Origin of the sequence: Actinomadura sp. WMMA1423 (genome assembly GCF_006547145.1) — a bacterium.
In the GTDB taxonomy this organism is placed as follows: Bacteria; Actinomycetota; Actinomycetes; order Streptosporangiales; family Streptosporangiaceae; genus Spirillospora.
On record NZ_CP041244.1, the window covers coordinates 4,975,750 to 4,999,903 of the forward strand.

Genomic DNA, 24,154 nt, shown 5'->3' on the forward strand with positions numbered 1-24,154 from the left:
CAGTCCGAGGGTCGGCTCCCCGAACCGAAGGAACCGCAGCATGGCCGGGTGGAGTCATCGGTACGCGCGCGTCAACGGCCTGGACGTCCACTATGTGGAGCAGGGGGAGGGGCCCCTCGTCGTCCTCCTGCACGGCTTCCCGCACATCTGGTTCAGCTGGCGTCACCAGATCGGGCCGCTCGCCGACGCGGGGTTCCGGGTCGTCGCGCCCGACATGCGGGGAATGGGGCACACCGGCGGCCCGCGGGACCACCGCGAGTACGACGTCGACCGGATCGTGGGCGACCTCACCGGCCTGCTCGACCACCTCGGCGAGGAGCGGGCCGTCTTCAGCGGCCTCGACTTCGGCCTGTTCGCCGCCTACGACCTCGCCTACCACGCCCCGGACCGCGTCGCCGCGATCATCGGGCTGGAGAACCCCTTCTTCACCCCGAGCGAGGAGTCGCCGCTGACGCTCGCCGCCCGCCAGGCGAAGCGGCACTTCAACCACATCCACTACTTCGCCGAACCCGGCGTCGCCGACCGCGACCTCGCCGCCGCGCCCCGCGAGTTCCTGCGCAAGGTCTTCTACGCGCTCTCCAGCGACTATCACTACCTCGACGTCTGGCGGAAACCTCCTGGGACGTCCTATATCGACGCCCTCCCCGAGACGCCGCCGCTCCCCTGGGCGTGGCTGACCGAGACGGAGCTGGAGTTCTACGTCGACGCCTACGGCCGCAGCGGCTTCACCGGCGGGCTCAACTGGTACCGGGCGATGGACCTGTCCTGGGAGTACCGCAAGACCTACGACGGCCGGAAGAACCCCGTCCCGTACTACTTCATCGGGAGCGAGCAGGACACCGACCTCGAGGGCTGGCACGGCGACGACCCCCTGAGCAGGCTCGGCGAACACCACGCCGACGTCCGCGGCGTCCAGATGATCAAGAACGCCGGCCACATGATGCAGATGGAGCGGCCCGCCGAGACCACGGCGGCCATGCTCGTATTCCTCGCGGGGAGCGCCAGGTGAGCCTTAACGAAGACCGGGTCGTCGTCGTCACCGGCGCCAGCCGCGGCGCCGGGAAGGGCATCGCGCTGGCCCTCGGCGCGACCGGCGCGACCGTGTACGTGACGGGACGGACCCGCTCGGAGGGCGACTCCGACCTGCCCGGCACCGTCTTCGCCACGGCGGAGGAGATCGACGCGCGCGGCGGCACCGGCGTGCCCGTCGTCTGCGACCACTCCGACGACGCGCAGGTCGCCGACCTGTTCAAGCGGGTGGAGCGCGAGCACGGGGCGCTGGACATCCTCGTCAACAACGCGTTCACGATCCCGGACGGCCTCACCCGCCAAGGGCCGTTCTGGGAGAAGCCCCTGGCGCTCCAGAGCATGTTCGACGTGGGGATGCGCTCGGCCTACGTGGCCAGCTACAACGCGGCCCCGCTGCTGGTGCGCAACAACGCGGGCCTCGTCGTCAACACCTCGTCCTTCGGGGGACGCTGCTACATGCACGGCCCGGCCTACGGCGCGGGAAAGGCCGCCGTCGACAAGATGGCGCATGACATGGCGGTCGACTTCGAGCCCTACAACGTCGCCGTCATCTCGCTGTGGATGGGCCTGCTCAAAACCGAACGGAACAAGGCGCTCTTCGAGGGCGTCCCCGACCGGTACAGGTCGTTCGCGGCGGGCGCGGAGTCCGCCGAGTTCAGCGGACGGGTGATCGACGCGCTCGCCCGGCACCCGGAGCTCATGCGGTGGAACGGCCAGGTCCTCATCGGGGCCGAACTCGGCGCCGAACTGGGCGTGGTGGACGTCGACGGGAGCACTCCCCGGTCCCACCGCGGGCACCTCGGCGACCCGCCCACGTTCAGCCCCGCCGTCGTCAAGTAGTCGGCAACGCCTTCCTCAAGGCTCGCCCCGCCTCACGGCCGGAAATTCAACGGGACTTGTTCGCTCGGCCCGGGAACGTCCTACATGAGGCACATTAGGCTTATTGCCGGGAGACAGTGCGCTGCCTCTCGCTCGCGCGGCGACTGCGATTAATGGCAATAGACCGGGAATGCCCCACGAAGTGGCACCTGACCTGGCACGCAGGCGGAGTTAGGATCCGAAACAGGGCAGAAGAACGACGCCCCGCCCATGACGCCCGGACGTCCTCTGTCCGTTTCCTTTCGTCCATCCCTGTTTGGCCGAGACCGAGCGAGAAAAGGCGATGGGACTCCAACAAGGAGGCACCATATGACCCACGTCGAGCACGAGTCCACCCCCCAGGCCCCGTCCGCGGCCGCCGAGCCCGCGCCGCTGGGGCTGGCGGCGTTCGCCCTGACCACGTTCCTCTTCTCGGTCAAGAACGCCGGCTGGACAGACGGCACCGACGCCTGGCTGAGCTACGCCCTCGCCTACGGCGGGCTCGTCCAGATCCTGGCCGGCATGTGGGAGTTCCGTAACCGCAACGTCTTCTGGGCGACGGTCTTCTCGTCCTACGGCGCCTTCTGGCTCGGCCTCGGCCTCTACGTCGTCCTGATCGCCGGAGGAGCGGCCCCCGCCCAGGAGGCCAACGACCTCGGCTGGATCCTGCTCGCCTTCGCGATCTTCAACACCTACATCACGCTGTGGGCGACACAGGTCAACCAGGCCGTCCTCGCGGTGTTCGTCGCCTTCGAGGCCACACTGATCATCCTGTTCATCGGCAACTTCGCCACCAGCGAGACCACGGTCAAGATCGGCGGCTACCTGGGCGTCCTGACCGCCGTCTGCGCCTGGTACGCCTCCGCCGCCGGCCTCATCAACGGCATGACGGGCCGCACCTTCCTCGGCGTCGGCAAGCCGATGACGGCCCTGGCCTCCCGCAGCGGCCCCCGCTGACCTTCGCCGGATCCGGCGGTCTCGCGGCCGTCTCGCCCGGCGAGGTCGGCGCTAGAGTGAGGTCGTGACCCCCCGGCCGGAAGACCCGGCGCGCCTCGTCGGCGACGACGACCGCGACACAGCCGTGCGGCGCCTGCGAGAGGCGTACGCCAAAGGGCACCTCACGCACGAGGAGATGGGCGATCGCCTCGACCTGGTCCTCGCCGCCAGGACGCAGGGCGACCTCGCCGCACCGCTGGCCTCGCTCCCCGAGGAGGACGCTGACACCTCGTCCACCATCGGCGCTCTCACCGGCCGGATCAAACGGGGCGGCCCCTGGCGGGTGCCCCGCACCCTCAAGGTCGAGTCCGCCTTCGGAAAAGTGCATCTGGACCTGTCCGAGGCGATCATCGAGCACCCGGTCGTGGACATCGAACTCCAGGTCGGCACCGGCCGCGCCAAGATCACCGTCCCGCGCGACGCGATCGTCGAGATCGACGACCTCCACACCGGGCTGAAGGACGCCCGCTACACGCCCCGGCGCCCCACCCGCCCCGGCGGCCCCAAGATCCGGATCACCGGCTCCATGGGCCTCGGGCGCCTGAAGATCCACCACTCCCGCCGCTGACGCCGCACCCCGGCCCGCCATAACGGTCGAGTTCCTATCAGCGGCGAGGCTACCGACGGTGCCCGCACAGCGCTAACGTGTGCTTTCGCGAGGCTGACCTGGAGCTTGTGGAGACGGGGGAAGTGTGCGCAGTCGAGCAGTTCAGATTGCCACATCGTTGTTCGTCTTAGCGGCGGTCCCCATCGTGGTCGAGTTCTTCATCGCCTACATCAAGGGCGAGAAGTACGACCTCACCAGGGCGGGCATGGTGCTCGCGGGGCTCGCGGCGCTCATGGCCGTGCTGGTGCTGATGCACTTCCTCGGCCGGGAACTGCAGCTCTTCCTCGAGATCTTCCTGCTGATCAATGGCATCGCGCTCACCCTTTTCGGGATAGTCGCCGTCATCAAGGACCAAGAAGTACCCGGCGCCGCCCTGCTCGGGCTGGGCATCGGGCTGTCCGCGACGACGACCTACCTCATCTACGTCCAGCGCAGCGGGGCCGACCTCCTGTTCGCCCTCAGCACCAAGCTCGAGACCCACAGCACGAGCGAGTCGGAGAGAGACGGATTCAGGTCGGTCACCGTCAAGTACTCCTCGTTCGCGGCCTCGGACGAGGAGGTCCTTCGGCTCTGCGAGCAGATCGTCCATCCCGACGACATCCACTGGATCGGGTTCTTCGTGAAGCGCAAATGCCGCTTCTACGTCGACGTCCTCGACAACAGCCGCCTGAACAGGTTCTTCCGGAGCGGCACCCGGGGCGAGCGCCGGTTGAACTACGAGCGGTCCGGCAGACGCCTGGAATGGATCCTCGGCCGGATGAACCGGTACATGTCCAGGCTGGAAAGCGGAATCCTCATCCGGACCATCCTGGATGTGGAGCACGGCTCGCTCTCCTACTACTACATAGACAAGGACGTGTACCTCATCGGCGTGACCATGGATCAGTCCCAGGTCCTGGAGGTCGACGAGAAACTCCGCTCCCTCGCCAACCAGATCGGCCTGCTTCCCCGCGGCTGGGTCTTCCGCGAGGAAAGGCACCAGCAAGTGAGCTGACCCCACCGAGCGGGGCGTCCCCGAAGTCCGTCGAGGACCGCCCCGGAACCCGCCCCCGAGGCGAGCGCTCGGCTCTTCGTCATGGCCGTATGATCAAGCTCATGCCGGCAGGGCATCGCCGTCAGTGAAGGACCGTCGCCGAGCGCCCCTCGTCCACGGTGTAGGCGCCCGCGGAGATCGTGCCGAGGCTCGCGGGGTCGAGGGTCAGCGAGACGACGCCGCCGGGAAGCAGGCGCGAGCCCTCTTCAGCGGCCGCGAACGTCGCGGGCGATGACCCGTCCGGGAACAGGCGCTTCCCCGTCCCGACCACGACCGGGAACTGGAGCAGCCGGTAGACATCGACGAGCCCTGCCTGGTGCAGCGCCTGCGTGAGCTTCCAGCTTCCGTGAACCTGGAGCTCCTTGCCGGGAAGCCCCTTGAGGCGGCGGACCTCGTCGACCAGGTCACCGCGCAGGACCGTCGTCGGGTTCCAGTCGGCCTGCTCGTCGGTCAGTGTCGAGCTGACGACGTACTTCGGCAGCGTGTTGAGCTTGGCGGCGATCAGGTGGCCGGGCTCGGTGACCTTCGACCAGTACTCGCCGAGCAGGCCGAAGCTCGTGCGGCCGAAGAGGAACGCGTCGGCCTCCCGGAACCAGCTCTCGACGACTCCGTTGGTGTGCGCCGAAGCGTGCGGGACGAGCCACCCGCCGCGGTCGAAGCCGTCAGACCGGTCCTCGTCGGGGGCTCCGGGCCCCTGCATGACGCCGTCGAGACTGACGAAGGTGTTGACGCTGAGCAGCATGGTTGTCCTCCGGGATTCGGGTCGCCGGCCAGGACTGCCGACACGCGGACGCTAGCTACCGGCCCCAGAGTGGGTCTTGTACAGGAACGACATCGCGGCATGGTCGCCCGCCTGCAGTTCGCGCGCGGTGCGCCCGACGTAACGACGCAGCGCATGCGCGAGGTGGGCCTGGTCGAAGTACCCGAGCCTCTCGACGACCGTTCGCCAGTCGTGGCCCTCGCGCAGCATCGTGGCCGCGGCGTTCGCCCGGTCGATCTGCTGCACGGCGGTTCGCGACAGCCCAGTGATCGCGCGGTAACGACGCTGAAGGGTGCGCCTGGTCGGGGTGGGATGCTCCACCTCCCCGAGCCGCGACCGCACGAGCAGACCCGCGTCCCGCAGTCGCCGGACGAGGTGCTCGACGTTCTCGTACGTCGGCGCCTCCCAGTCCTCGCCACCGATGACGACCCGGCCCGACTCCGTCACGGGGAACGGCACGTACCCGTCAACGATCGAAGCTGCGGGATGCGTCCGCAGAACCGTGCCGAGCGCGAACCGGACCCCCAGGAACTCGGTGTCCGCCGGAACCGGCGCGGAGGTCGCCCCCGTCTCCGGCCCGCGCAGGCCGACGAGCAGGCGCCCCCGCGTCCGCGCGAGGACCAGATGCCAGCAGGTGCGCGCCGCGGACGTCATCGTGCCCTCAACGTCGCTCCGGGTGCGCCACACACGGTCGACGAGCCTCACGTCGATCTCGGTCTCGCGATGCTCGAACCGCAAGGTCACGGCCTCCTCCGCCTTCAATCGGGTCGCTCCCCTGGAGCGTAGACATCGGCAACGACGATCGAGAGCGCAGGAGCCGTACATGCGGCCAACACCGTCACCGACGGCCCGTCCCACCAACTCAGGAAACCGGACGGCCCCCAAACGCGGTCGCAGAACATGCGGTAGCGGCAGGAGCCGGACCGCCTCCCGCCGGGGGTCCGCCGGCCTGGCGATCAGCTCAGAGTGGAGAGCAGGGACGGGGGGAAGATCGCGAAGAAGATCGTGCAGGCGACGCCGCCGTAGACGTAGACGGGCTTCGGGGGAAGGTCGGAGGCCAGGCGGAGGTCCTCGGGATGCTTGGGGTCGTAGACGATGGGCTCCCAGCCTTCCAGGACGCGGCTGGGCTCGTAGCGGGTCGTGATGCGGGTGTCGTCGGCGGTGGTGAAGGTCAGGTCGTACTTTCGCACGATCCCGCTCCGCCAGAAGGAGACCTGCTCGTACTTCCTGCCCACCTCGGCGCGGGTGCGCACTCCGTTGCGGGTGAGGTGGCGTTCCTGGAGGTAGTCCGGCAGGACGATGAGCAGGAAGATCACGCCGGTGAACCGTTCGACGATGGCCCAGACCATACCCACTCCAGACACTCCCGAGGTGTTGTGAAGTGTGCCAGCGAAGGGCTCATCGAGGCCAGCGAAGACGCCCCGCCAGCTCACCCGAGGCTTCCCGGAGGCAAAGTCCCCCGCCGGAGGCGAATGGATCTGTCCTATCCACCAAAGTTCGAGGCTCCCGCGTCCCATGGGAGTCGCGATGCGTGTGTCACCCCTGATCGGTGATCCGCTATATCTACCGAATGCGTTCCTTTTCGCGGTCAGGGGTGCAGCACCAACGCTGCGTCGCGGTGCTCGCCCTGGTCGCTGCGCTGGGGCCGACCGGGTGCGGGACGAGCGATCCCCCTGCAAGAGCTCTCGCCCCCTCCGCCACCGGCCCCAACAAGGTCGACGCCCGGGAAGCGGCCCGGTTCGCCAAGTTGACGCTCCCGGCCGATGCCCACGACTTCCAGGTCTACAACCAAGACCGCTTGGACCGGCTGGTACTGCTGAGGTTCCGAATCGACCGCTCCGCCCGCCAGCGTTTCCTGCAAGGCAGCGGCCTCCCCAAGCCCAAGCCTGGCCTGTCCGCAATCCAACCCGGCCTCGGCGACAACCTGGGCTGGCATCTGGATGAGCTTCCACACTTCGAAGGCGTCCGTGACCCCATCGACCCTGAACAAAAGACACCCGAGCGCCAAGTAGTAATCGACACATCCGACCCCAGCACCCTGACCGTCTACGTCGCGGCTTTCAACACCTGACACCATCAACGCGCACTGCAAAGGATGCCGCGCGATGGCCTCCCAAAGGCGACGCGGCCCCCGCGACGGCCAGACGGGGCCAGCGACCGCGTCACGCTGCCCTGCCCGGCACGACCGTCCGCTGCCCGCCCCCCACACCACACGCCCCAGGCGGCCTGGCACGGGACCGCACAGCAACCTGAGCACTCGATCGCCGTCTAGTCGATGACAAGCGTGCGGCGGTTGAGGCCATGACCGGTGCCCTCAACGGGGCCTGATCGAAGCCCGTGGCTCCCAACGTGGCGCCCAGGGCGCACACAAGAGGCCCCTCCCGGAACTGGAAGGGGCCTCTGAACTATGCGCACCCGAAGGGATTCGAACCCCTAACCTTCTGATCCGTAGTCAGATGCTCTATCCGTTGAGCTACGGGTGCCTGCCGGAGTTACTGTACCGGCTCCAGGGACCTGACCGCGAATCGGTTGGCGGACGCCGAGGGCAGTGAGTGTGACCTGTGTCACGGAACCCTTGCGGGGGTTGGTACGCCAAATGGGTGATTGCGGCGGGTGTGGCCTGGGAGGGTGTAGCCCGTCCGAAAGCCCATCCCCCTGAAGGAGAATCCTCATGCGCATGTCCGCCACCACGCTGGTCGGCGTCGTCGCCGTCGGTGGCTTGATGCTCGGCTCCACAGGCTGTGGCGCGGTCGACGCCATCGCCGGCGGCAAGAAGAAGACCGCCTGCAAGAACATCGAGACGGAGCTGCGGAGCTTCTCCACCGGCGGCATGTCGATGACGACGCCCGGCGGCGCCTCGGCCACCGCGCAGAAGTTCGCGGACACGGCCGCGAAGGTGCGGTCCGAGGGACAGAGCGCCGGCGGCGACGTCGAGACCGCCGCGACCGCGTTCGCGGGCGACCTCGACCAGACCGCGTCGATGCTGCGGCAGGTCCAGTCCGGCAGCACGACGCCGCGTCAGCCCGACCTCGCGGGAATGCGGCAGCACGGCAACGACCTGGCCGAGGCCTGCGGGTTCACCGGCTTCCGACTGGGCGGCTGACGACCGGCGCGATCCGCTCCCGCGGCCCCGGGAGCGCGGCGCAGGGACGTGTTTCCGACTATGCTGTCGAGGCCACGGGTCAGACTTTGCCGGTTGGCTCGCCGAACCGGTAGCCTGTCCTGAGCCTGATGGCTACTGGAGGATTCGCCTAGTCCGGTCTATGGCGCCGCACTGCTAATGCGGTTTGGGTGCAAGCCCATCCGGGGTTCAAATCCCCGATCCTCCGCTACTTTGAACAGGGACTTCGTCCGAGATTACGATCTTGAGCGAGGTCCCTGTTGCGTTCCAGATGTCCGTTTTTCCTGGCCTGGTGTGCACGGGACGTCGATGGAGTGCGCCCTCCCTGGGGCAAGCCCGGTGTCCCCGACTTGCTTACCCCTGCGTGTTGGTCGTGCCGGTTCGGCCGAACTCTCGGGTCCTCCTGTATGGCACTCCGCGGTGAAGATTCCGCCCACTTGCTGCACTCGCGCTACCGGCGGATGGGTTTGGCCGCCATCGAGGCAGCCGCTCGTGGAGGGTGGTCGCATTGTGGACGTGGTTGGCGACGACGAGGACGCGCTCGCATAGCTCGTCGGGGGATGGTTCGTCGGTCAGGTGTGCCTGGCGGATGTGGTGCCGATGGCGGATCGGTGCATGGCTATCTGGCGAGGGGGCGACCAGTATTCTTCGCCGGCTCCGCGCGGCAAGGGGCCTTGATCCCCGCATCGGCCAGGTCGGCATGCGCATCCGTGGGCGTGGCCTCCCTTCTGGCGCGCGGTGGCACGGCCGCGGGGTACCGGGCCGGGCTGGTTAGGTCATCCAACTGATGTTGGCGTCCTCCGCCGCGAAAAGACTGGTCGTACCAACCGCACCAGCCAGGAGGCACGCCATGACGAAGCTGAGCGTCGGCCGGGAGAACGGCCACGACATCGAGATCCACTTCGAGGACCACGGCAGTGGACGGCCCGTCGTCCTCATCCACGGCTTCCCCCTCGACGGCCGGTCCTGGGACAAGCAGGAGCGCGCCCTGCTCGAGGCCGGACACCGGGTCGTCTCCTACGACCGCCGCGGGTTCGGCGAGTCCAGCCGCACCACGGTCGGGTTCGACTACGACACCTTCGCCGACGACCTGCACGCGCTGCTCGAACACCTCGACCTGCGTGACGTCGTGCTGGTCGGATTCTCCATGGGGACCGGCGAGGTCGTCCGCTACCTCGGCCGCCACGGCTCCGGCCGGGTCGGCAAGGCCGCGCTGCTGGCGACCGTCCCGCCGTACCTGCTCAAGGCCGAGGACAACCCCGAGGGAGTGGATCGCGGGGTGTTCGAGGGCATCAAGGCCGCGATCGTCGCCGACCGGCCCGCCTACTTCAAGGACTTCCTCGACGACTTCTTCAACGTGGACATCCTCGGCGGGACCCGGATCAGCGAGCCCGCCTGGCAGGCCGCGTTCGCCATGGCGTTGCAGGCCGGCCCCTACGCCGTGCACGCCTGCGTCGACACCTGGCTCACCGACTTCCGAGCAGACGTCGCGTCGATCGACGTGCCCATGCTCGTGGTGCACGGCGATTCCGATCGCATCCTGCCCTACGACGCCACGGCCGCGCGCCTGCCGGCCCTCATCCCCGGGCTGACGCTCGTCACCGTCGAGGACGGCCCGCACAACATCGCTTGGACCCACCCGGAGGTCGTCAACCCGGCCCTCCTCGACTTCATCAAGGCCTGACAGTCCCGTCGAGTCCCGGCACTGAGGAGATCCGAACCATGAACCAATCGCCCCCGGCCGTCATGCGGGCCCAGGTCCTGGGCGCCTTCGGCGAGCCGCTTCGGCCGTCCGAACTGCCGGTGCCCTCGCCGGGCCCCGGCGAGGTGCTGGTCCGGATCGCGGCGGCCGGCCTCAACCCGCTGGACGTCAAGATCGCCGCCGGGGCGGCCGCGCACGCCCGGGTGCGCCCGCCGGCGGTCCTCGGGCTCGACGCCTCCGGTGTCGTCACCGCCCTCGGGCCGCAGGCGGCGGGCTTCGCGGTCGGCGACGAGGTCTACGGAATGATCGGCGGCGTCGGCGGGGTGCAGGGAAGCCTGGCCGAGTACGCCGCGGTGGACGCCTCGCTGCTCGCCCACAAGCCGGCAGAGTGGACGATGGAGGAGGCCGCCGCGGTGCCGCTGGCGATCATCACCGCCTGGGAGGGCCTGGTCGACCGGGCCCAGGTGAGCGGCGGGGACACGGTTCTCGTACACGGTGGGGCCGGCGGCGTGGGGCACCTGGCGGTCCAGCTCGCCGTGGCCAGGGGAGCGCGGGTGTGGGCGACCGGCCATGCGGACCAGGCCGCGACCCTGCGCGGGCTCGGGGCGGTCCCGATCGATTTCGAGCGCTCGCCGGTCGAGGAGTACGTACGCGAGCACACGGGCGGGCTGGGCTTCAACGTCGTCTTCGACACGCTCGGCGGCGAGAACCTGGACCGATCGTTCGGGGCGGTCAAGCGCTACACCGGTCATGTCGTCAGCAGCCTCGGCTGGGGCACCCACAGCCTGGCGCCGCTGTCGTTCCGCGGTGCGACCTATTCCGGGGTGTTCACGCTCTTCCCCCTTCTGGAGGGCGAGGGGAGGGCCGCCCACGGGCGGATACTCGCCTCGGCGGCGGCGCTCGCCTCCGAAGGCGCGTTGCGTCCGGTCCTCCACGGCGACGGATACCGGCTGGGGGACGTCGACCTCGCTCTGAAGGACGTCGAACGCGGCGTCCCGGCCGGCAAGGTCGTCGTCCGCGTCGCATAGCCGGAGAACCCGCCGCAGCGGGCCATCGCGTCCCTGACGCGTCCCGGCGCGGAGCCCGCCGAGTAGAGGGCCCTCCCAGCGAGCATGCCGCCCGGCGTCTCGAATACGCTGGTGGTGGTCATATTCCCGGTCTGTCGGGCCCGAGTGTTCGAGCCCGTGGACCGGGTCGCGGCCCGACTACTCCGGGGGGCTCGTGGCCGACCACGAATCCGGCGGCGGCACCGGTGGGCGCCTCATCGTGGGGCGGGCACCGGAAGCGGCGGCGCTCACCTCGTTCCTGCGGACCGCCCTCCGGGAGGGCGGGGCGCAGCTCCTCACCGGCGACCCGGGCATGGGCAAGACCGAGCTGCTCGGCGTCGCCGCTCAGAAGGCCGAGTCCATGGGCGCCCGCGTGTTGCGGGCCTCCGGCTCCGAGTACGAGACCGAGCTGAGCTTCGCCGGGCTCCACCAGCTCCTGCTGCCCGTCGTGGACAGCCTGCCGGGGCTGCCGGCGCCGCACCGCGCCGCGCTGGCGACCGCACTTGGCCTCGACCGCGGAGATCCTCCCAGCCGGCTGGCGCTCACCACCGCGCTGCTCGACTGGTTGCGGCATCTCTCCTCGACGGCGCCGCTGGTGCTGGTCGTCGACGATCTGCAGTGGGTCGACCGCGCGAGCGTTGTGATCCTCAATCTGGTGGCCCGCAGGATCGGCGGGCTCCGGGTCGGCATGCTGCTGGCGCAGCGCGCGGGGCACGAGAGCTTCTTCGACCGCGAGTCGGCGCCGGAACTGTCTTTGGCGCCGCTGGACGACGACGCCGCCCTCAGCCTGCTGCGCCGCCACCACCCGAACCTGCACTCGTCGGTCCGGCACCGGATCCTCGCCGACGCCGGGGGCAATCCCCTGGCCCTCATCGAACTGCCGCGCTCGCTGACCTCGGCGCAGGAGAGCGGAGCCGACTTCCTGCCGCCCACCCTGCCGCTCAGCGTCCGTCTGACGTGGCTGTTCGAGCGCCGGGTCGCGTCGCTGCCCGCCCCCACCCGGCGGCTGCTGCTGCTCGCCGCGCTCGGCGGCGGGGACGGCACAGGCCTGACGGAGGTCGTCGCGGGTTCGTCGGCCGATCTGGCTCCCGCCGAGGTGACCGGGCTGGTCTCGGTGGACCGGCGGGCGAACCGGCTGCTCTTCGCGCACCCGCTCATCCGGTCCGCGGTCGTGGACCTGGCCACCGCGCCCGAGCGCCGGGCGGCACACCGCCGCCTCGCGCAGCTGGCGGCGGGCCGGGAGGTGCGGGCTCTGCATCTGGCCGAGGCGGCCCTGGGCCCCGACGACATGATCGCCCGCCTGCTCGTCGAGGTCGCGGACGCCGCGCTCGAACGCGGCGACACGGTGCAGGCGGTGTCGGTGCTGCTGCGCGCCGCGGATCTCACGCTGGCCCCGTCCGAGCGGGCCCGCAGGCTCGCCCAGGCCGCCTATATCGGGGCCAATTTCGCCGGCACGCTCGCGGGCGCCCGCACTCTGCTGGAGCGCGCCCGGACGGCCGATCCGGCGGTGACGAGCACGCTGCAGGCCTCGAACGCGGCGGCGGCCCACCTGCTCAACAGCGAAGGCGACATCGACACCGCACACAAGATGCTCGTCGGTGCCCTCGCCCCCTCTGCCGGTCCCCAGTCCGCCGCGGAGCTGGAGGAGGCGCTGCGGACGCTCATGATGATCTGCGCCTTCGGCGGCCGCCGGGAGTTGTGGGGGCCGTTCGACAAGGCGGTCGCCCGGCTGGCGCCGCTGCTCAGCGCGCCGTTCCGCCTCATGGCGGCGACGTTCGGCGATCCCGTCCGGGCGACGCCCGAGCAGCTGCGCGAACTGGACGCGCTGGTCGCGGACCTGGACGGCGAGACCAACCCGATCCGGGTCATCACGGTCGCCGTCGCGGGCCAGTACGTCGACCGGACCCCCAGGGCCGCGTTGGAACGCGCGGCCGCCGAGGGCAGGATCGGAGGCGCCGTCGCGCTCGCCATCCAAGCCCTGATCATGCTGGCGGTCGGCGCGTTCCTCGAAGGCCGCTGGGAGGAGGCGGGGAACCTGGCCGACGAGGGCATCGCCCTGTGCCGGGAGCACGGCTACGAGCTGCTGATCTGGGGAGCGCAGAACCCGCGGATGCTGCTGGCCGCCGCCCGGGGCGACCAGGAGTACATCGCCCATGCCCGCGCCCGGATGCACCAGTGGGCGATCCCGCGCAACGCCCTGGCCGTCCGCACCTTCACCTCCAACATCGAGGGCCTGGCCGCCCTCACCCAGGGGCGGCACCAGGACGCCTACGAGCATTTCGCCTCGATCTGCCCGCTGGGGACGTTCCCGCCGCACGAGCAGGTCACGGTCTGGACGGTCATGGACGCGGTCGAGGCCGCCGTGCGCAGCGGGCACGCCGACGAGGCCCGCGCGCACGTCCGCGCCGCGGCGGACGCGGGCCTGGCGCGCGTCTCGCCCCGCCTCCGCTTCCTGTGCGGCGCCTCCGCCGCACTGGTGGCGGACGACGGCTGCTATCGCGATCTGTTCGAGCCGCTCGTCCGCGACCCCGACTCGGAACAGTGGCCGTTCCCCCTGGCCCGCCTCGAACTCGCCTACGGCGAGCGCCTCCGGATGGACCGTGCGATGCGGGCCGCCCGTCCCCATCTGGAACGCGCGGGGAGGCTGTTCACCGCCCTCGGCGCGACGCCATGGGCCGAGCGAGCGGACGCCGCGCTGCGCGCCACCGGCAGGAGCCGGCGCGCGTCCGCCACGGGGCCGGGGCCGGCGCTCACCCCCCAGGAACGCCAGATCGCCCAACTGGCGGCGACCGGCCTTACCAACCGGCAGATCGGCGAGCGGTTGTCGCTGTCACCGCGAACCGTCGGCGCGCACCTCTACCGGGTGTTCCCCAAGCTCGGCATCGGTTCGCGCGCCGCCCTCCGCGACGCCCTGACCGACCTCGACGACGGCCGGGGCACCCCTTGACGCCTGGACGTGATGCGGCTCCCCGCCGGATCCGCGCCTCTCGAGCACAGGTCGGATGACACTGCGGCCGGTGGACCCGAGGACCGGCCTCGCACGCCGGCGTCCCCCTTCATCGAGTCGAATGACCGATGTTCGCCGCCGCTCCGCCGCGGAGGCTGGTCTCAGCGGGCCCGACCGGCGGCGAGGTCTTCCGAGCAGAGGGCCAGGACGCCGCAGCCGGACGAGACGCCCGCCCCTGCCACCCGCACCGCAAGGAGTTCCGATGGACGCCACCGACAGCAAGATCGTTCTCATCACCGGGGCGAGCAGCGGCATCGGTGCCGCGACCGCACGCCGGCTGGCGGCGGACGGGCATCACGTCGTGCTCGGCGCCCGGCGCCTCGACCGGCTGAAGAGGCTCGCCGACGAGATCCGAACCGCCGGCGGCCGATGCGACCACCACGATCTCGACGTGACGAGCCTGGACGGCATGAGCGCCTTCGTCGAAGCCGCCCACGAGCGCCACGGACGCATCGACGTGCTCGTCAACAATGCGGGTGTGATGGCCCTCTCGACCCTGGAGGCCCGGCGCATCGACGAGTGGAACCAGATGATCGACGTGAACCTGCGGGGAACCCTGCACGGCATCGCGGCCGCGCACCCTCTGATGCTCGCCCAGGGCTCCGGCCACATCGTCAACGTCGCTTCGACGGCCGCGCACCGGGTCGACCCTACGGCCGCGGTCTACTGCGCCACCAAGTACGCGGTGTGGGCGCTCTCGGAAGGGCTGCGCCAGGAGAGCCGCGACGTCCGCGTGACCGTGGTGAGCCCCGGCTTCACCGAGTCGGAGCTCACCCACCGCGGCGGCGCCCCCGAGGCACAGGCGGCCGCCCGGGCCGCCGCCGAACAGCTCGCCATCCCGGCCTCCGCCATAGCCGACGCCATCGCGTACGCGATCACCCGACCGCCCGGCGTGGACGTCAACGAACTGATCATCCGCCCCACGGCCCAGAACTGACCCTGTCAGGGCACCGGGCCGGCCTGGGAGGCAGCGTTGGCTCGGGATCTGGATGGGTGACGCATCCCGTGATAGGGACCAAGTATGGTGCTGCCTCGCCCGTTCAACACCGAGATCTATGTCCACCCGGACTTCGCCGGCATGGAAATCACACAGCTGGCCGCTCGCCTGCCTGAATGGGCGGGACGGCAGGCCACTGAACCGGCCGACCGGCCTGCCGCCGAGGCGGCGATCCGCGGGTTGTACGAACTGGTCGGCGCGCCGCAGCCGCGGCTCGTATGGATCGACTCACCCGGCGGGGATCCCGATTGGAACTGGAGTGAGTTCGGCACGCCGAGGCCCCAGGCGATCGCGGCCGCCCACGGTGTGCCGGAACCGGGCGAGTTCCTCCTGACCCTGCTCAGCGGTCGTGAGAGCAAGAAGGGCGGATGGTTTTTCCGTAAACGACGCCGGGAGGTCTGGAATCACAGGCTGGCGCTGTGGAAAGAACTCATCGAGTCGTGCGGCGGCTGGTGGCCCTTCGAAAAGGTATGCCTGTTGTGCGAGCGTCCCGCTCAGATCCGTCTCGCCACCTCGCCAAGGACCGGGGAAGACCCCCTCGTGCTGCACTGCCGCACAGGTCCGGCACTCCGCTACCGCGACGGTTTCTCCCTGCACGCGCTGCACGGAAGGGTCGTCCCCGAAGACGCCATCACCGGCGAGCGGACGGGGACCAGCCGGCCGTCCGGCTTACCCGAGAACCTGGCCGAACTGATCGACGACAGCAGCGCCGAGGCCGTCGCCCAGCTCGTCCGCAAGGACCTGCGTGGGGCCGACCTGCGGGGTGTCCGGTTCCCCGAGGGCACCGACCTCACAGGCGCCGACCTCAGCGGAGCCGATCTGCGCCATGCCGATCTCTCCTCGGCCGAACCGGTCCCGCCCTCGAGCTTTGGAGCCCGGTTCACCGGCGCCAAACTCATCGGTGCGGATCTACGCCATGTCGACTTCGGCATCGTCGGCGATTTCGTCGGCGCCGACCTGACCGATGCCGATCTGACCGATGCCTACTTCGGCGGCGCTCCCCCGATAGGCGCCTGGTGCTTCGATGACGCGCGGCTCGTGCGGACCAGGTTCATCGACGCCTACCTGGTGGGAGCCGTTTTCACAGGCGCCGACCTCGCCGGTGCGGATTTCACCGGCACCCGCCTACAATACGACTCCGAATCGATCGACCCGGGCTACGTTCTAGGGCACCTCGCTCAGTGCACCTGGGACTCCACGACCAGATGGCCGAACACCGAGTTGGCCGAGGCAGTCCGCAGGGAATCCGACCCCATCGACCAGGACACTTTTCGAGTACGCGAAAAGCGCCCCATTCCCTCCGAACGGCAGACGCCCCACCCGCAACCACGGCCCCTTCCCGAGGGCGACCCCTTCTTCGACTTCGGCCGCTAGTTGGCGGTCGCGCTATTTGGGGTGAAGCGCCGACCTATAGCGAGGCGCTTGCGTTCCGTGTCCCGGTGGGCCGCCTCCCGCCCGGATCTGGCCCGCTCACTGCTGCGACTACCGCCGCTGGACGCCTGCCGCGGGTACGGGGTTGGGTGATCGGCGCTGACGCGCTGCCGGCGCAAGGACGATCGGGCGATCGCCGGGAGGTTGGGTCTTGACGGATCTTCGGAGGATGCTCAGACTCCACCGTGGGAGCGCTCCCACAACCGGTTCACTCGTCCCGCAAGGCCGGATGACTCAGCGGTTCATGGGTGCGCCTCCTCCACCACCCCGAGAGTCTGGAGTACCGGATGAGACGAGGCATCGGGATCCTCGCCACCGCTGCGACGAGCATCGTCGCGCTTCTCGCCGCCCCGCCGGCGCAGGCGTTGGGGCACGACGACCCGCTGGCCGGGAAGGCCAGGTTCTACGTCGAGCCCACGACCAACGCCGGGCGGCAGGCTGACATCTGGGCGGCCGCGGGACGCAGAGCCGACGCGGCGCACATGCGGGCCCTGTCCAAGGTCTCGCAGGCGATCTGGTTCACCGGCGGCACCCCCGCCGAGGTGCGGACGTCGGTGCGGCAGACGATGGTCAGGGCCGCCAAGCAGCACGCCGTTCCGGTGCTGGTCGCGTACTACGTACCGGGCCGGGACTGCTCGCAGTACTCAGCGGGCGGCGCTCCGACCGAGGCCGCCTACCGCGCCTGGATCGACGCCTTCGCCAAGGGAGTCGGCGGCGGCCGGGCCGTGGTGATCGTCGAGCCCGACGGGCTGGCGCTGCTGTCCAGTGAACCGTGGTGCAACGAGGGCGGTGGAGGCACCAGTGGAACGCCGGAGGACCCCGCCCGGGTCGACGAACGCTTCCGCGAGATCAACTATGCGATCGGCGCCCTGCAGCGGCTGCCGCGCACCGGCGTCTACGTGGACTCCGGCCACTCGGACTGGCAGCCGCTCAACGACTACGACGCCGGATACGGCGAACCGCGCGCCCAGCTCGGCATGGCCGGCCGCCTGCTCAAGGGCGGTATCGCCAAGGCGGACGGCTTCGCGCTGAACGTCTCCAACTACCGCAGTACCGACGAGTTGGTCTCGTACGGCACCAGACTGTCCAAGTGCCTGCGCTTCCGCCAGAAGACGGGCGCGACCAGTTGCTCCGACGCCGACCTGGCCACCGTCCCCGACGATCCGCGCGGCCTCACACACTTCGTCCTGGACACCAGCCGCAACGGCCAGGGACCGTGGACGCCTCCGGCGGACAAGTACACCGACCCCCAGGTCTGGTGCAACCCGCCGGGCCGGGGCCTTGGCGCCCGGCCCTCGACCCGGACCGGTGATCCCCTGGTCGACGCCTTCCTCTGGATCAAGCGTCCCGGCGAATCCGACGGCCAGTGCACGCGCGGCACCGCCGGCCCGGAGGACCCCGAGTACGGCGTGGTCGATCCGGCGGCCGGCGCCTGGTGGCCCGAGTACGCCCTGGGCCTCGCCCAGCGAGCCGTACCTCCCCTCCGCTGACCGGCCCGAACCGGACACGAACGCCCCGCGCTCAGGCCGCGCCCTCGGCAGGCTCTGATCCCCGTGCGGATCAGAGTTCCCACCCGGCCGCATCGGCGATGCGAATCCCGATGCGGCCGACCGCTTGACGCCGATCAATGAAGACCGATTCGACTGAATTGGGGCACAAGCCCGGCACTCATGCTCCGGCCTGCGGACGACCTCTACCCTTCCCGTCCCAGAGTTGGCAACCCATGTCCGCGACGCCTCAGCCCGACGTCCTGGCAACCCGCGAGGGGCGGCTCCGAGCTCACGGTCTCGGCCGTCCTCCTCCAAGCCGACGACCGTGATCCTCTCCACGCCCGGCATCTTCTGCCGGTACACGCCCCGACCGGCCGGCCGGATCTCGCGCCGAGACCACGGCTCCCTCCTCACGGGGCGCGCAACTGTGCCGCGCAAGCCGCAGTTGGCGGACGCAAGACTGGTCCAGCTCGTCCCGCGTCATCAAGGACCGACTGTCACATCTCTAGGACATGCAGCGTGTCCACGTTCGGTCCCCTTGGATATGCCTTCGCCCCTTCCGCGAACGCCCTGGACGATCAGCGCCGCAAGGGTGGGTAGCCCAGCTGACCATGGTCACCCCCCACACGACCACCTCTGTTCACAATCCGGGGTCGGTTCGCCACCTCACAAGTGTCGATTCTCCGCCATGAAAGAGGAAATGAGGACCTCTCATTCGATTTTCATGAATACGCCCCGGTAACCAACGTTTCAGCAGTCAGCATGGTTCGAACACTCATCGATCGGCACCTGAGCCGCCAAAGATGCTCGACCGCCTTGCGGATCGGAGGCGCCCTTCCAGGTGCCATGGGAAAGAGGTCGGTGATACCGCCAGACCTGGACAGCTCCAGGCCGCGCACTTAGCATCGCTTGCACGTTCGAAGCAAACGATGACGAGTGAATCATGGCTGCAGAATCCGACGTGCGCGCAACCGCGAGAGAGATCCGAATTGCCGAGGCAACCGCGCGGGGTACGGAGTGGTTGCTGGCTCGACTGGACGCGGCCGACCTTCGCGCGCCATCATCTTTGGCAGCCTGTTACAAGCTGCCGTTGTTATTCGGCGAGCTGGGATTGCTCGACGAGGGGCGTGCCGCCCTTGCCCGGCTGCGGGCGCAGTTCACCCGCGAAGATGGCCATACCGTCGATGAGCGGGACGCCTCAGCTCGCGCACGCTGGTGCGACCTTTACGAAGATCTCTGGGTCGCCTGGGGCGCCAACCGCCTTGCCCTGTCGGATGAGGCCGCTGTTTCCTATCAGTTCTGCTTGCGCCATCTGAACCCGAAGATCCGGGGATTCGCATCCCGGGTGGCTGGAACGCCGCACGGCGAAGGCATTTATGACTTGAGGGCCACCGCGTTGGCCGGACTGGTGGCCTTGGACATCGGCGATGCGGAGACGGCGAGGACGGCTGGGACGTTCACGCTGCGGCTTCTGGAAGATCAGCCCGAGCCTGACCGCGGATTCTATCTGACAGTGGACGACGATGGACAGATCATCAGGTCGAGGCCGGACATGCCGGATCGCATATGCGCCGTCAGAGGAGATCAGAACAATCCTTTATACTATGCCCTGGGTTTGGGAATGACTTTCCCCGCCAAGTTGTACCAGCAGACGAGCGAGGAGCGGCACCTGGACGGAGCTCGCCTTTACGGGGAACTCTGCATGGCACACGGGAGACGCATCCTTTGTCATCATTATACGGGCAAAATATGCTGGGGCATGTCCCTGCTTCACGCTCTGACCGGCGAGCCTTCCTACAAAGTGGCAGCAGACCAGGCCGTCGGACACTTGTTGGACACCCAGATGGCCGATGGATCCTGGTGGCTACCGACCCTCTACTCTGAGCCAGAAGACCAGCCGCCGGCCGTGACTTTGGACCGAACCGCCGAATATACCCTGTGGCTGTCCCTTGCCGCCTCAGCCTCATCTCGGCGCAACGCCGCGGAAGAAGGCGAGCGATGAGCAACGCCGAACAGGGCAGTGAAATCTCACGCGTCCGATGGTGGGGACCGTTGAGTGATTCGGAGGGTTTCGCGGAGGAGGGTCGCGGTCTTGTCTCCGCACTCAAGTCCGTCGGGATCGACATTGAGCCCATCGATATCGATCATCCGCGAACCTTTGACCGAATTGCCACACTTTCGCGAGAGAGACTCACACCCAAAAGCTCATCTACAGCCGTCAACATATATCACCGTTACTGGTCCGCAGAGCCGGCGCAGGCGCCAGGGCCGCACGTCTGGCGAAGCATGTTCGAAACCGACAGAATGCCGAGCGAGTGGGTCGCCGCCTCTGCCCGCTATGACCAGATATGGGTTCCATCGAAATTCAATCTAGAAACATATGCAGCCTCTGGCGTGCCATCGGACAAATTGAGGATACTACCCTGCCCACTTCCCGTTTGGTCACACCTGCTGATCGATGCCGCCAAGGGGAGAAAAAGAGAAGCGGGCGGGACATTCACTTTTCTAAGTGTCATGAGATGGCATCTTCGCAAGGGCTGGGATGTCCTGATAGACGCGTTCTCTCGCGAGTTCGCCGGAGATCCGCATGTCCGGCTGATAGTAAAGGCAAGGCCCTTCGACCCCGCTGACCCAGAGGCGCCGCAACGACAACTGGACCGGCATCTGCGCAGGCAAGGAATCATCTGGCCCCGCAACCTCGTGCTCCAGACGGACGAGCTGAAACAGCAGGAGTTGGTAGGGCTCTACAAGGGAGCCGACGCCTTCGTACTACCCTCGCGCGGCGAAGGCTGGGGGCGACCCTTCATCGAGGCGATGCTGGCCGGACTGCCGGTCATCGGACCGCGGTGGGGAGGAAATCTCGACTTCATGAACGACGACAATGCGATCCTGCTGGACGGCAGCATCGTCCCGGTGTCCGAGGAGGCCGCAGCCGAATGGCCCTATTTCGCAGGACACCGCTGGTTCGAGTCATCAAGACGGGACCTGCAGGCGAAAATGCGCGCCCTTGTCACGGAGCGGAACGCGGGAGGGGCGGATCCCCGGCAGATATGCGAAGTACTCCTCCGGGACTACTGCGACAGGGAAATCGGCCAGCGCGCGATCGCTCATCTGTCCTCGCTGAGCTAGGTGTCGTTCCAGATCCGCGCTAGGCGCTCGGGGACGTCGAGCCAGCGAGCCCGGGCCGCGTCCGTGGAGTCGTACCACTCCACGCGGTCGAAATCCGCCAGGTCCAGACGGTCGGCCCAGAGCGCGGTGACAGCCAGCCAAACGTGCGGCCGGCTCGTGGGCGAGCGCCGCCCACGGAAGACCCCTTCTACAGCCTGGGTCACAGCTTCGTCGTTACCCGCGGCTCGGGCGAAAAGGACCTCGATCATCCCCGGATGGCCGATCGATATCGGGTCGATGCCATAGGACTGGGCGCGGCGGAGTTCCGCATAGGCCCGCTCCCGATCGCCCTTCCACGCCCAGGCCACCGCCAGCGCCTGGTCGCACTGGGCGACGCCGATGTGCTCTTCGAGGCTCTCGTTCAGGTCGCGGGCCTGTGGCACCAGGGCCAGGGTGCGGTCGGGTGCGGCGAAGGAGCATGCGATCGCCAAGTGACGCATCGTCCGGGCCGCCCAGATGGGCGACGCCCCTGCTCTGGCCTGCTGCAGCGCCGCCTCGAAGAAGTCCGCGGCCTTGGCGTGCTCGCCTCCTTGCAGGTGGATGTGCCCCTGCACGTCCAGTGCCGCCGTCCGCCTTAGCGGATGCTCGGAGGTGGTCGGGACCGTGTTCAACGCCGTCGCGAGACGTCCGCTGCGCAGCGCGTTGCCGACGAGTCCCAATGCGCCGTAGTAGGCCAGAGCAGGCCGACTGTTCGTGAGGCTCTGATAAGCCTTCTCGGCGGAGGGGTAGTCGCCTATCACCTCGGCTACGGCCGCGTACGCGGAGGCGACGAAATGATCCAGGGGGTTATCTTGCAGGGTCACATGCGGCTTGATGGCCTCGTAGCATTCGGGGCCGGTCAACTCCGGATTGGAGAGAATCTCGGAAACGGTCAGCATTCGTTTCAGAGAGGGCCGTCCTGCGGCGGCTTCCGGAGCGGGCATGGATTCGAAAGCCCGGTGGTAGCCGAACTGAGTGACGGTGAACGCCAGTTCCCCGAGGCCCGGAGAGTCGACGCCGTGGTCGACCGTGGCCTTCGCCGCGAGCAGGGTGGCTGCGACGGCGCGCCGCGATGTCTCCCCGAGGTCGCCGTGAGACGTCAGCCGACCGTCGCCCCAGACCTCGAGCGCGGATTCCTCCAGCCAGGCGATGGCCCGTTCGGCCTGGGCGGCCCACTCCTCGGTGGTCCAGGCGTCCTCGGTGAGTTGGTCGTGCTCGAGGACCGCGCGGCGAAGGTTGTCGTGCAGAGAATAGGGGAGCCAACTGTTCGGCGTGCGGTTCACGAATGAACGCTCCACGAACCTTTTGAAATGATGGCCGCGAGCACGGGGAACAGCGAGCTTCAGCAGTTCCTCGTTGAACGTCTCGAGAAGGGCCGCACCGCGCAGGAGGTCGCGTTCTTCATCCGGCAGGTCACGCAGAATGCGGAACACCAGTTCCGGGAAGGTCGTGGCGACCTGGGCCGCGGAGGGCGTGGCACCGCGGACCAGCAGGTCGCGGTACCAGTTGATCGACAACTCCAGGTGGAGGGGCAGCCCGTTCGCTCCGTGGATGATGCGTTCACGAACGAGCGTGGGCATGGCGGGCCGTCCCTGGAATTCGAGGGAGTCCCGAAGGAGGGACTCGGCGGAGACCGCGTCCAGTCCCCCCAGTTGCAGGTGCCCTCCGCCGGTCGCGAGCTCGGGCCATCGATCCGCGCCGCCGTAGGTGAGCTTGGCACTGCCCGCCGCGGTGTGCCAGGCGAGGGGGAGGCGGCTCGCTGAGATGAAGGCGACGTTCGGCATGAGGTAGACCAGCCGGGAGGTGAGGTCCTCCAAGGATCCTCTGCCCTGGTTAGGCTGTTGGATGTACTCGAAGGTATCGAGCAGGCAGACGGCTTCGACTCGTCTCCTCGTTTTCACTTGCTGGAGATCGTAGGCGAGTAACGCCGCCAGGTAACCGAGCATCCTATCGGGATCGGGTTCGTCGATCACTACACCAAAGGGGGGATACTCGTTGCGCAGGCGTTTGGCGATCTGTGATTCCTGAATCCGCTTGCGCAACAGGTTTGCGAGCCGGTAGCCGGACGATATGACGCCGAATCCGCCCAGTACGGAGTCGAGCACCGTCGTGAACTGGTCGATCACTATCTGTCGCTGCTCCTCCCCGAGGAAGCGGGCCCCGTCGAGAAACCTTGCCAGCGGAACGCCCGGATGTTTTCTGGCCCAGTAGTCACCGAACGCCAGATCGAATGCGGGCCATTTTTTCCCTGTCTTCGCCAGGGCGGCACGCATTCGCATCAGCACGATCTCGAAATTATGGTTCTCGAAGTCGCTGAAGTCGACATAGGCATGGACGCGGGAAACCTTCTCAGACTCTTGTGCCACGAATTCCCGCGCCGCCGCCTTCAGTAGCGCACTCTTTCCGATGCCGCCCTGTCCCGTGACGGCGGAAATGTTTAATGCCGGACGCTGGTAGTCCATAAGTACTTGCTGTGGCGTGGCAGTATCGCTACAACTGCGTATCCGCCCCAGCAAGAAAAGACGCTCCTGTTCACGATCGGCGAACAGGACCTTTCGATTGACCTCGTTCTCGAAGCGTCCGATGAAAAAGTCGTCGATGGACATGCCCACTCCTCATCCGACGCTTCAGCTATTGGCTTCCCGTATCATACGGTACACTGACTCGATTGCGGAGGCGGAGGCCCGATCAACAAGGTCGTGGTGCCAGGTTTCTGGTTCTCTTTCCTCTTTATGGTGAAGAAAAAGGCGCGGGTGATGTCCTGATGCGGACGTAACCGGCCACGACTTCTGCGGCCCATAGAGCGTCATGTTGTGCTGTGTGGCGGCATCGCCACCTGGGCCGAGGGAAAGATCTGGAGGTTCTTCGCCTAGTTCCAGTGACACGCCCGCTGGCGGAGTGGAGCCGGAAACGCCCTGCCTCCACTCCGT

General features: G+C 68.3%; 19 protein-coding genes and 2 tRNA genes. 16 read left to right on the forward strand and 5 right to left on the reverse strand.

The genetic code is table 11. The features are described 5' to 3' along the window. Positions 1–40: 40 nt before the first annotated feature. The 5 genes from FKD65_RS22985 to FKD65_RS23005 all read left to right on the forward strand — a co-directional run bounded on the left by FKD65_RS22985 (position 41) and on the right by FKD65_RS23005 (position 4,484). Entirely contained in the window at positions 41–1,009 is a 969-nt protein-coding gene (locus tag FKD65_RS22985) for an alpha/beta hydrolase (protein ID WP_141579445.1), read from the forward strand. Next, positions 1,006–1,869: an SDR family NAD(P)-dependent oxidoreductase gene (locus FKD65_RS22990; protein ID WP_141579446.1), complete on the forward strand. Its 864-nt coding sequence runs from the start codon at positions 1,006–1,008 to the stop codon at positions 1,867–1,869. The genes FKD65_RS22985 and FKD65_RS22990 overlap by 4 nt, the downstream gene beginning before the upstream one ends. A 348-nt stretch (positions 1,870–2,217) precedes the next feature. Then, positions 2,218–2,844, forward strand: coding sequence for an acetate uptake transporter family protein (locus FKD65_RS22995; RefSeq protein ID WP_141579447.1), 627 nt, complete (start codon positions 2,218–2,220; stop codon positions 2,842–2,844). A gap of 64 nt (positions 2,845–2,908) precedes the next feature. Further along, the gene (locus FKD65_RS23000; RefSeq protein ID WP_141579448.1) at positions 2,909–3,451 is read left to right on the forward strand and encodes a DUF1707 domain-containing protein; all 543 of its coding nucleotides are present in this window, start codon (positions 2,909–2,911) and stop codon (positions 3,449–3,451) included. Between the two features lie 184 nt (positions 3,452–3,635). Next, on the forward strand, positions 3,636–4,484 hold the full coding sequence (locus tag FKD65_RS23005; protein ID WP_141579449.1) for a hypothetical protein: 849 nt from the start codon (positions 3,636–3,638) through the stop codon (positions 4,482–4,484). 121 nt (positions 4,485–4,605) lie between these two features. Here FKD65_RS23005 and FKD65_RS23010 read toward each other — a convergent pair whose 3' ends face one another. The 3 genes from FKD65_RS23010 to FKD65_RS23020 all read right to left on the reverse strand — a co-directional run bounded on the left by FKD65_RS23010 (position 4,606) and on the right by FKD65_RS23020 (position 6,632). Further along, a complete protein-coding gene (locus FKD65_RS23010; RefSeq protein WP_141579450.1) occupies positions 4,606–5,265 on the reverse strand; it encodes a dihydrofolate reductase family protein in 660 nt (219 codons plus the stop codon). A 51-nt stretch (positions 5,266–5,316) separates the two neighbouring features. Continuing rightward, positions 5,317–6,027: a helix-turn-helix domain-containing protein gene (locus tag FKD65_RS23015; RefSeq protein WP_205718225.1), complete on the reverse strand. Its 711-nt coding sequence runs from the start codon at positions 6,025–6,027 to the stop codon at positions 5,317–5,319. 212 nt (positions 6,028–6,239) lie between these two features. Further along, positions 6,240–6,632, reverse strand: a complete 393-nt coding sequence (locus FKD65_RS23020) for a hypothetical protein (protein WP_141579451.1) — start codon at positions 6,630–6,632, stop codon at positions 6,240–6,242. 269 nt (positions 6,633–6,901) lie between these two features. On the opposite strand from FKD65_RS23020, the gene FKD65_RS23025 reads away from it, so the two are divergent. Beyond that, entirely contained in the window at positions 6,902–7,354 is a 453-nt protein-coding gene (locus FKD65_RS23025; protein ID WP_141579452.1) for a hypothetical protein, read from the forward strand. A 339-nt stretch (positions 7,355–7,693) separates the two neighbouring features. Here the strand turns inward: FKD65_RS23025 and FKD65_RS23030 are convergent. Then, positions 7,694–7,766: transfer RNA gene (locus tag FKD65_RS23030), tRNA-Arg, on the reverse strand. A gap of 188 nt (positions 7,767–7,954) precedes the next feature. On the opposite strand from FKD65_RS23030, the gene FKD65_RS23035 reads away from it, so the two are divergent. The 10 genes from FKD65_RS23035 to FKD65_RS23080 all read left to right on the forward strand — a co-directional run bounded on the left by FKD65_RS23035 (position 7,955) and on the right by FKD65_RS23080 (position 21,206). Continuing rightward, positions 7,955–8,386 (forward strand): hypothetical protein, encoded by a 432-nt coding sequence (locus FKD65_RS23035; RefSeq protein ID WP_141579453.1) that lies wholly within the window; start codon positions 7,955–7,957, stop codon positions 8,384–8,386. A gap of 137 nt (positions 8,387–8,523) precedes the next feature. Then, a tRNA-Ser gene (locus FKD65_RS23040) sits at positions 8,524–8,612 on the forward strand. 642 nt (positions 8,613–9,254) lie between these two features. Continuing rightward, entirely contained in the window at positions 9,255–10,088 is an 834-nt protein-coding gene (locus FKD65_RS23045; RefSeq protein ID WP_141579454.1) for an alpha/beta fold hydrolase, read from the forward strand. A gap of 38 nt (positions 10,089–10,126) precedes the next feature. Further along, the gene (locus FKD65_RS23050) at positions 10,127–11,134 is read left to right on the forward strand and encodes a zinc-binding dehydrogenase (RefSeq protein WP_168221151.1); all 1,008 of its coding nucleotides are present in this window, start codon (positions 10,127–10,129) and stop codon (positions 11,132–11,134) included. Positions 11,135–11,327: 193 nt separating this feature from the next. After that, entirely contained in the window at positions 11,328–14,099 is a 2,772-nt protein-coding gene (locus FKD65_RS46295; protein WP_141579455.1) for an AAA family ATPase, read from the forward strand. 262 nt (positions 14,100–14,361) lie between these two features. Next, complete coding sequence (locus FKD65_RS23060) at positions 14,362–15,096, forward strand: SDR family oxidoreductase (RefSeq protein WP_141579456.1); 735 nt, start codon at positions 14,362–14,364, stop codon at positions 15,094–15,096. An 84-nt stretch (positions 15,097–15,180) separates the two neighbouring features. After that, on the forward strand, positions 15,181–16,530 hold the full coding sequence (locus tag FKD65_RS23065) for a pentapeptide repeat-containing protein (RefSeq protein ID WP_141579457.1): 1,350 nt from the start codon (positions 15,181–15,183) through the stop codon (positions 16,528–16,530). A 344-nt stretch (positions 16,531–16,874) separates the two neighbouring features. Beyond that, positions 16,875–18,077 carry a glycoside hydrolase family 6 protein gene (locus FKD65_RS23070; protein ID WP_141579458.1) on the forward strand — a complete coding sequence of 401 codons (1,203 nt, stop codon included), beginning with the start codon at positions 16,875–16,877 and terminating at the stop codon, positions 18,075–18,077. A 943-nt stretch (positions 18,078–19,020) separates the two neighbouring features. Beyond that, positions 19,021–20,079 (forward strand): hypothetical protein, encoded by a 1,059-nt coding sequence (locus FKD65_RS23075; protein ID WP_141579459.1) that lies wholly within the window; start codon positions 19,021–19,023, stop codon positions 20,077–20,079. Further along, positions 20,076–21,206 carry a glycosyltransferase gene (locus FKD65_RS23080; protein ID WP_141579460.1) on the forward strand — a complete coding sequence of 377 codons (1,131 nt, stop codon included), beginning with the start codon at positions 20,076–20,078 and terminating at the stop codon, positions 21,204–21,206. Before FKD65_RS23075 ends, FKD65_RS23080 begins: the two co-directional genes overlap by 4 nt. Here the strand turns inward: FKD65_RS23080 and FKD65_RS23085 are convergent. Further along, entirely contained in the window at positions 21,203–23,830 is a 2,628-nt protein-coding gene (locus FKD65_RS23085; RefSeq protein ID WP_141579461.1) for a hypothetical protein, read from the reverse strand. The genes FKD65_RS23080 and FKD65_RS23085 overlap by 4 nt on opposite strands. Between the last annotated feature and the right edge of the window lie 324 nt (positions 23,831–24,154).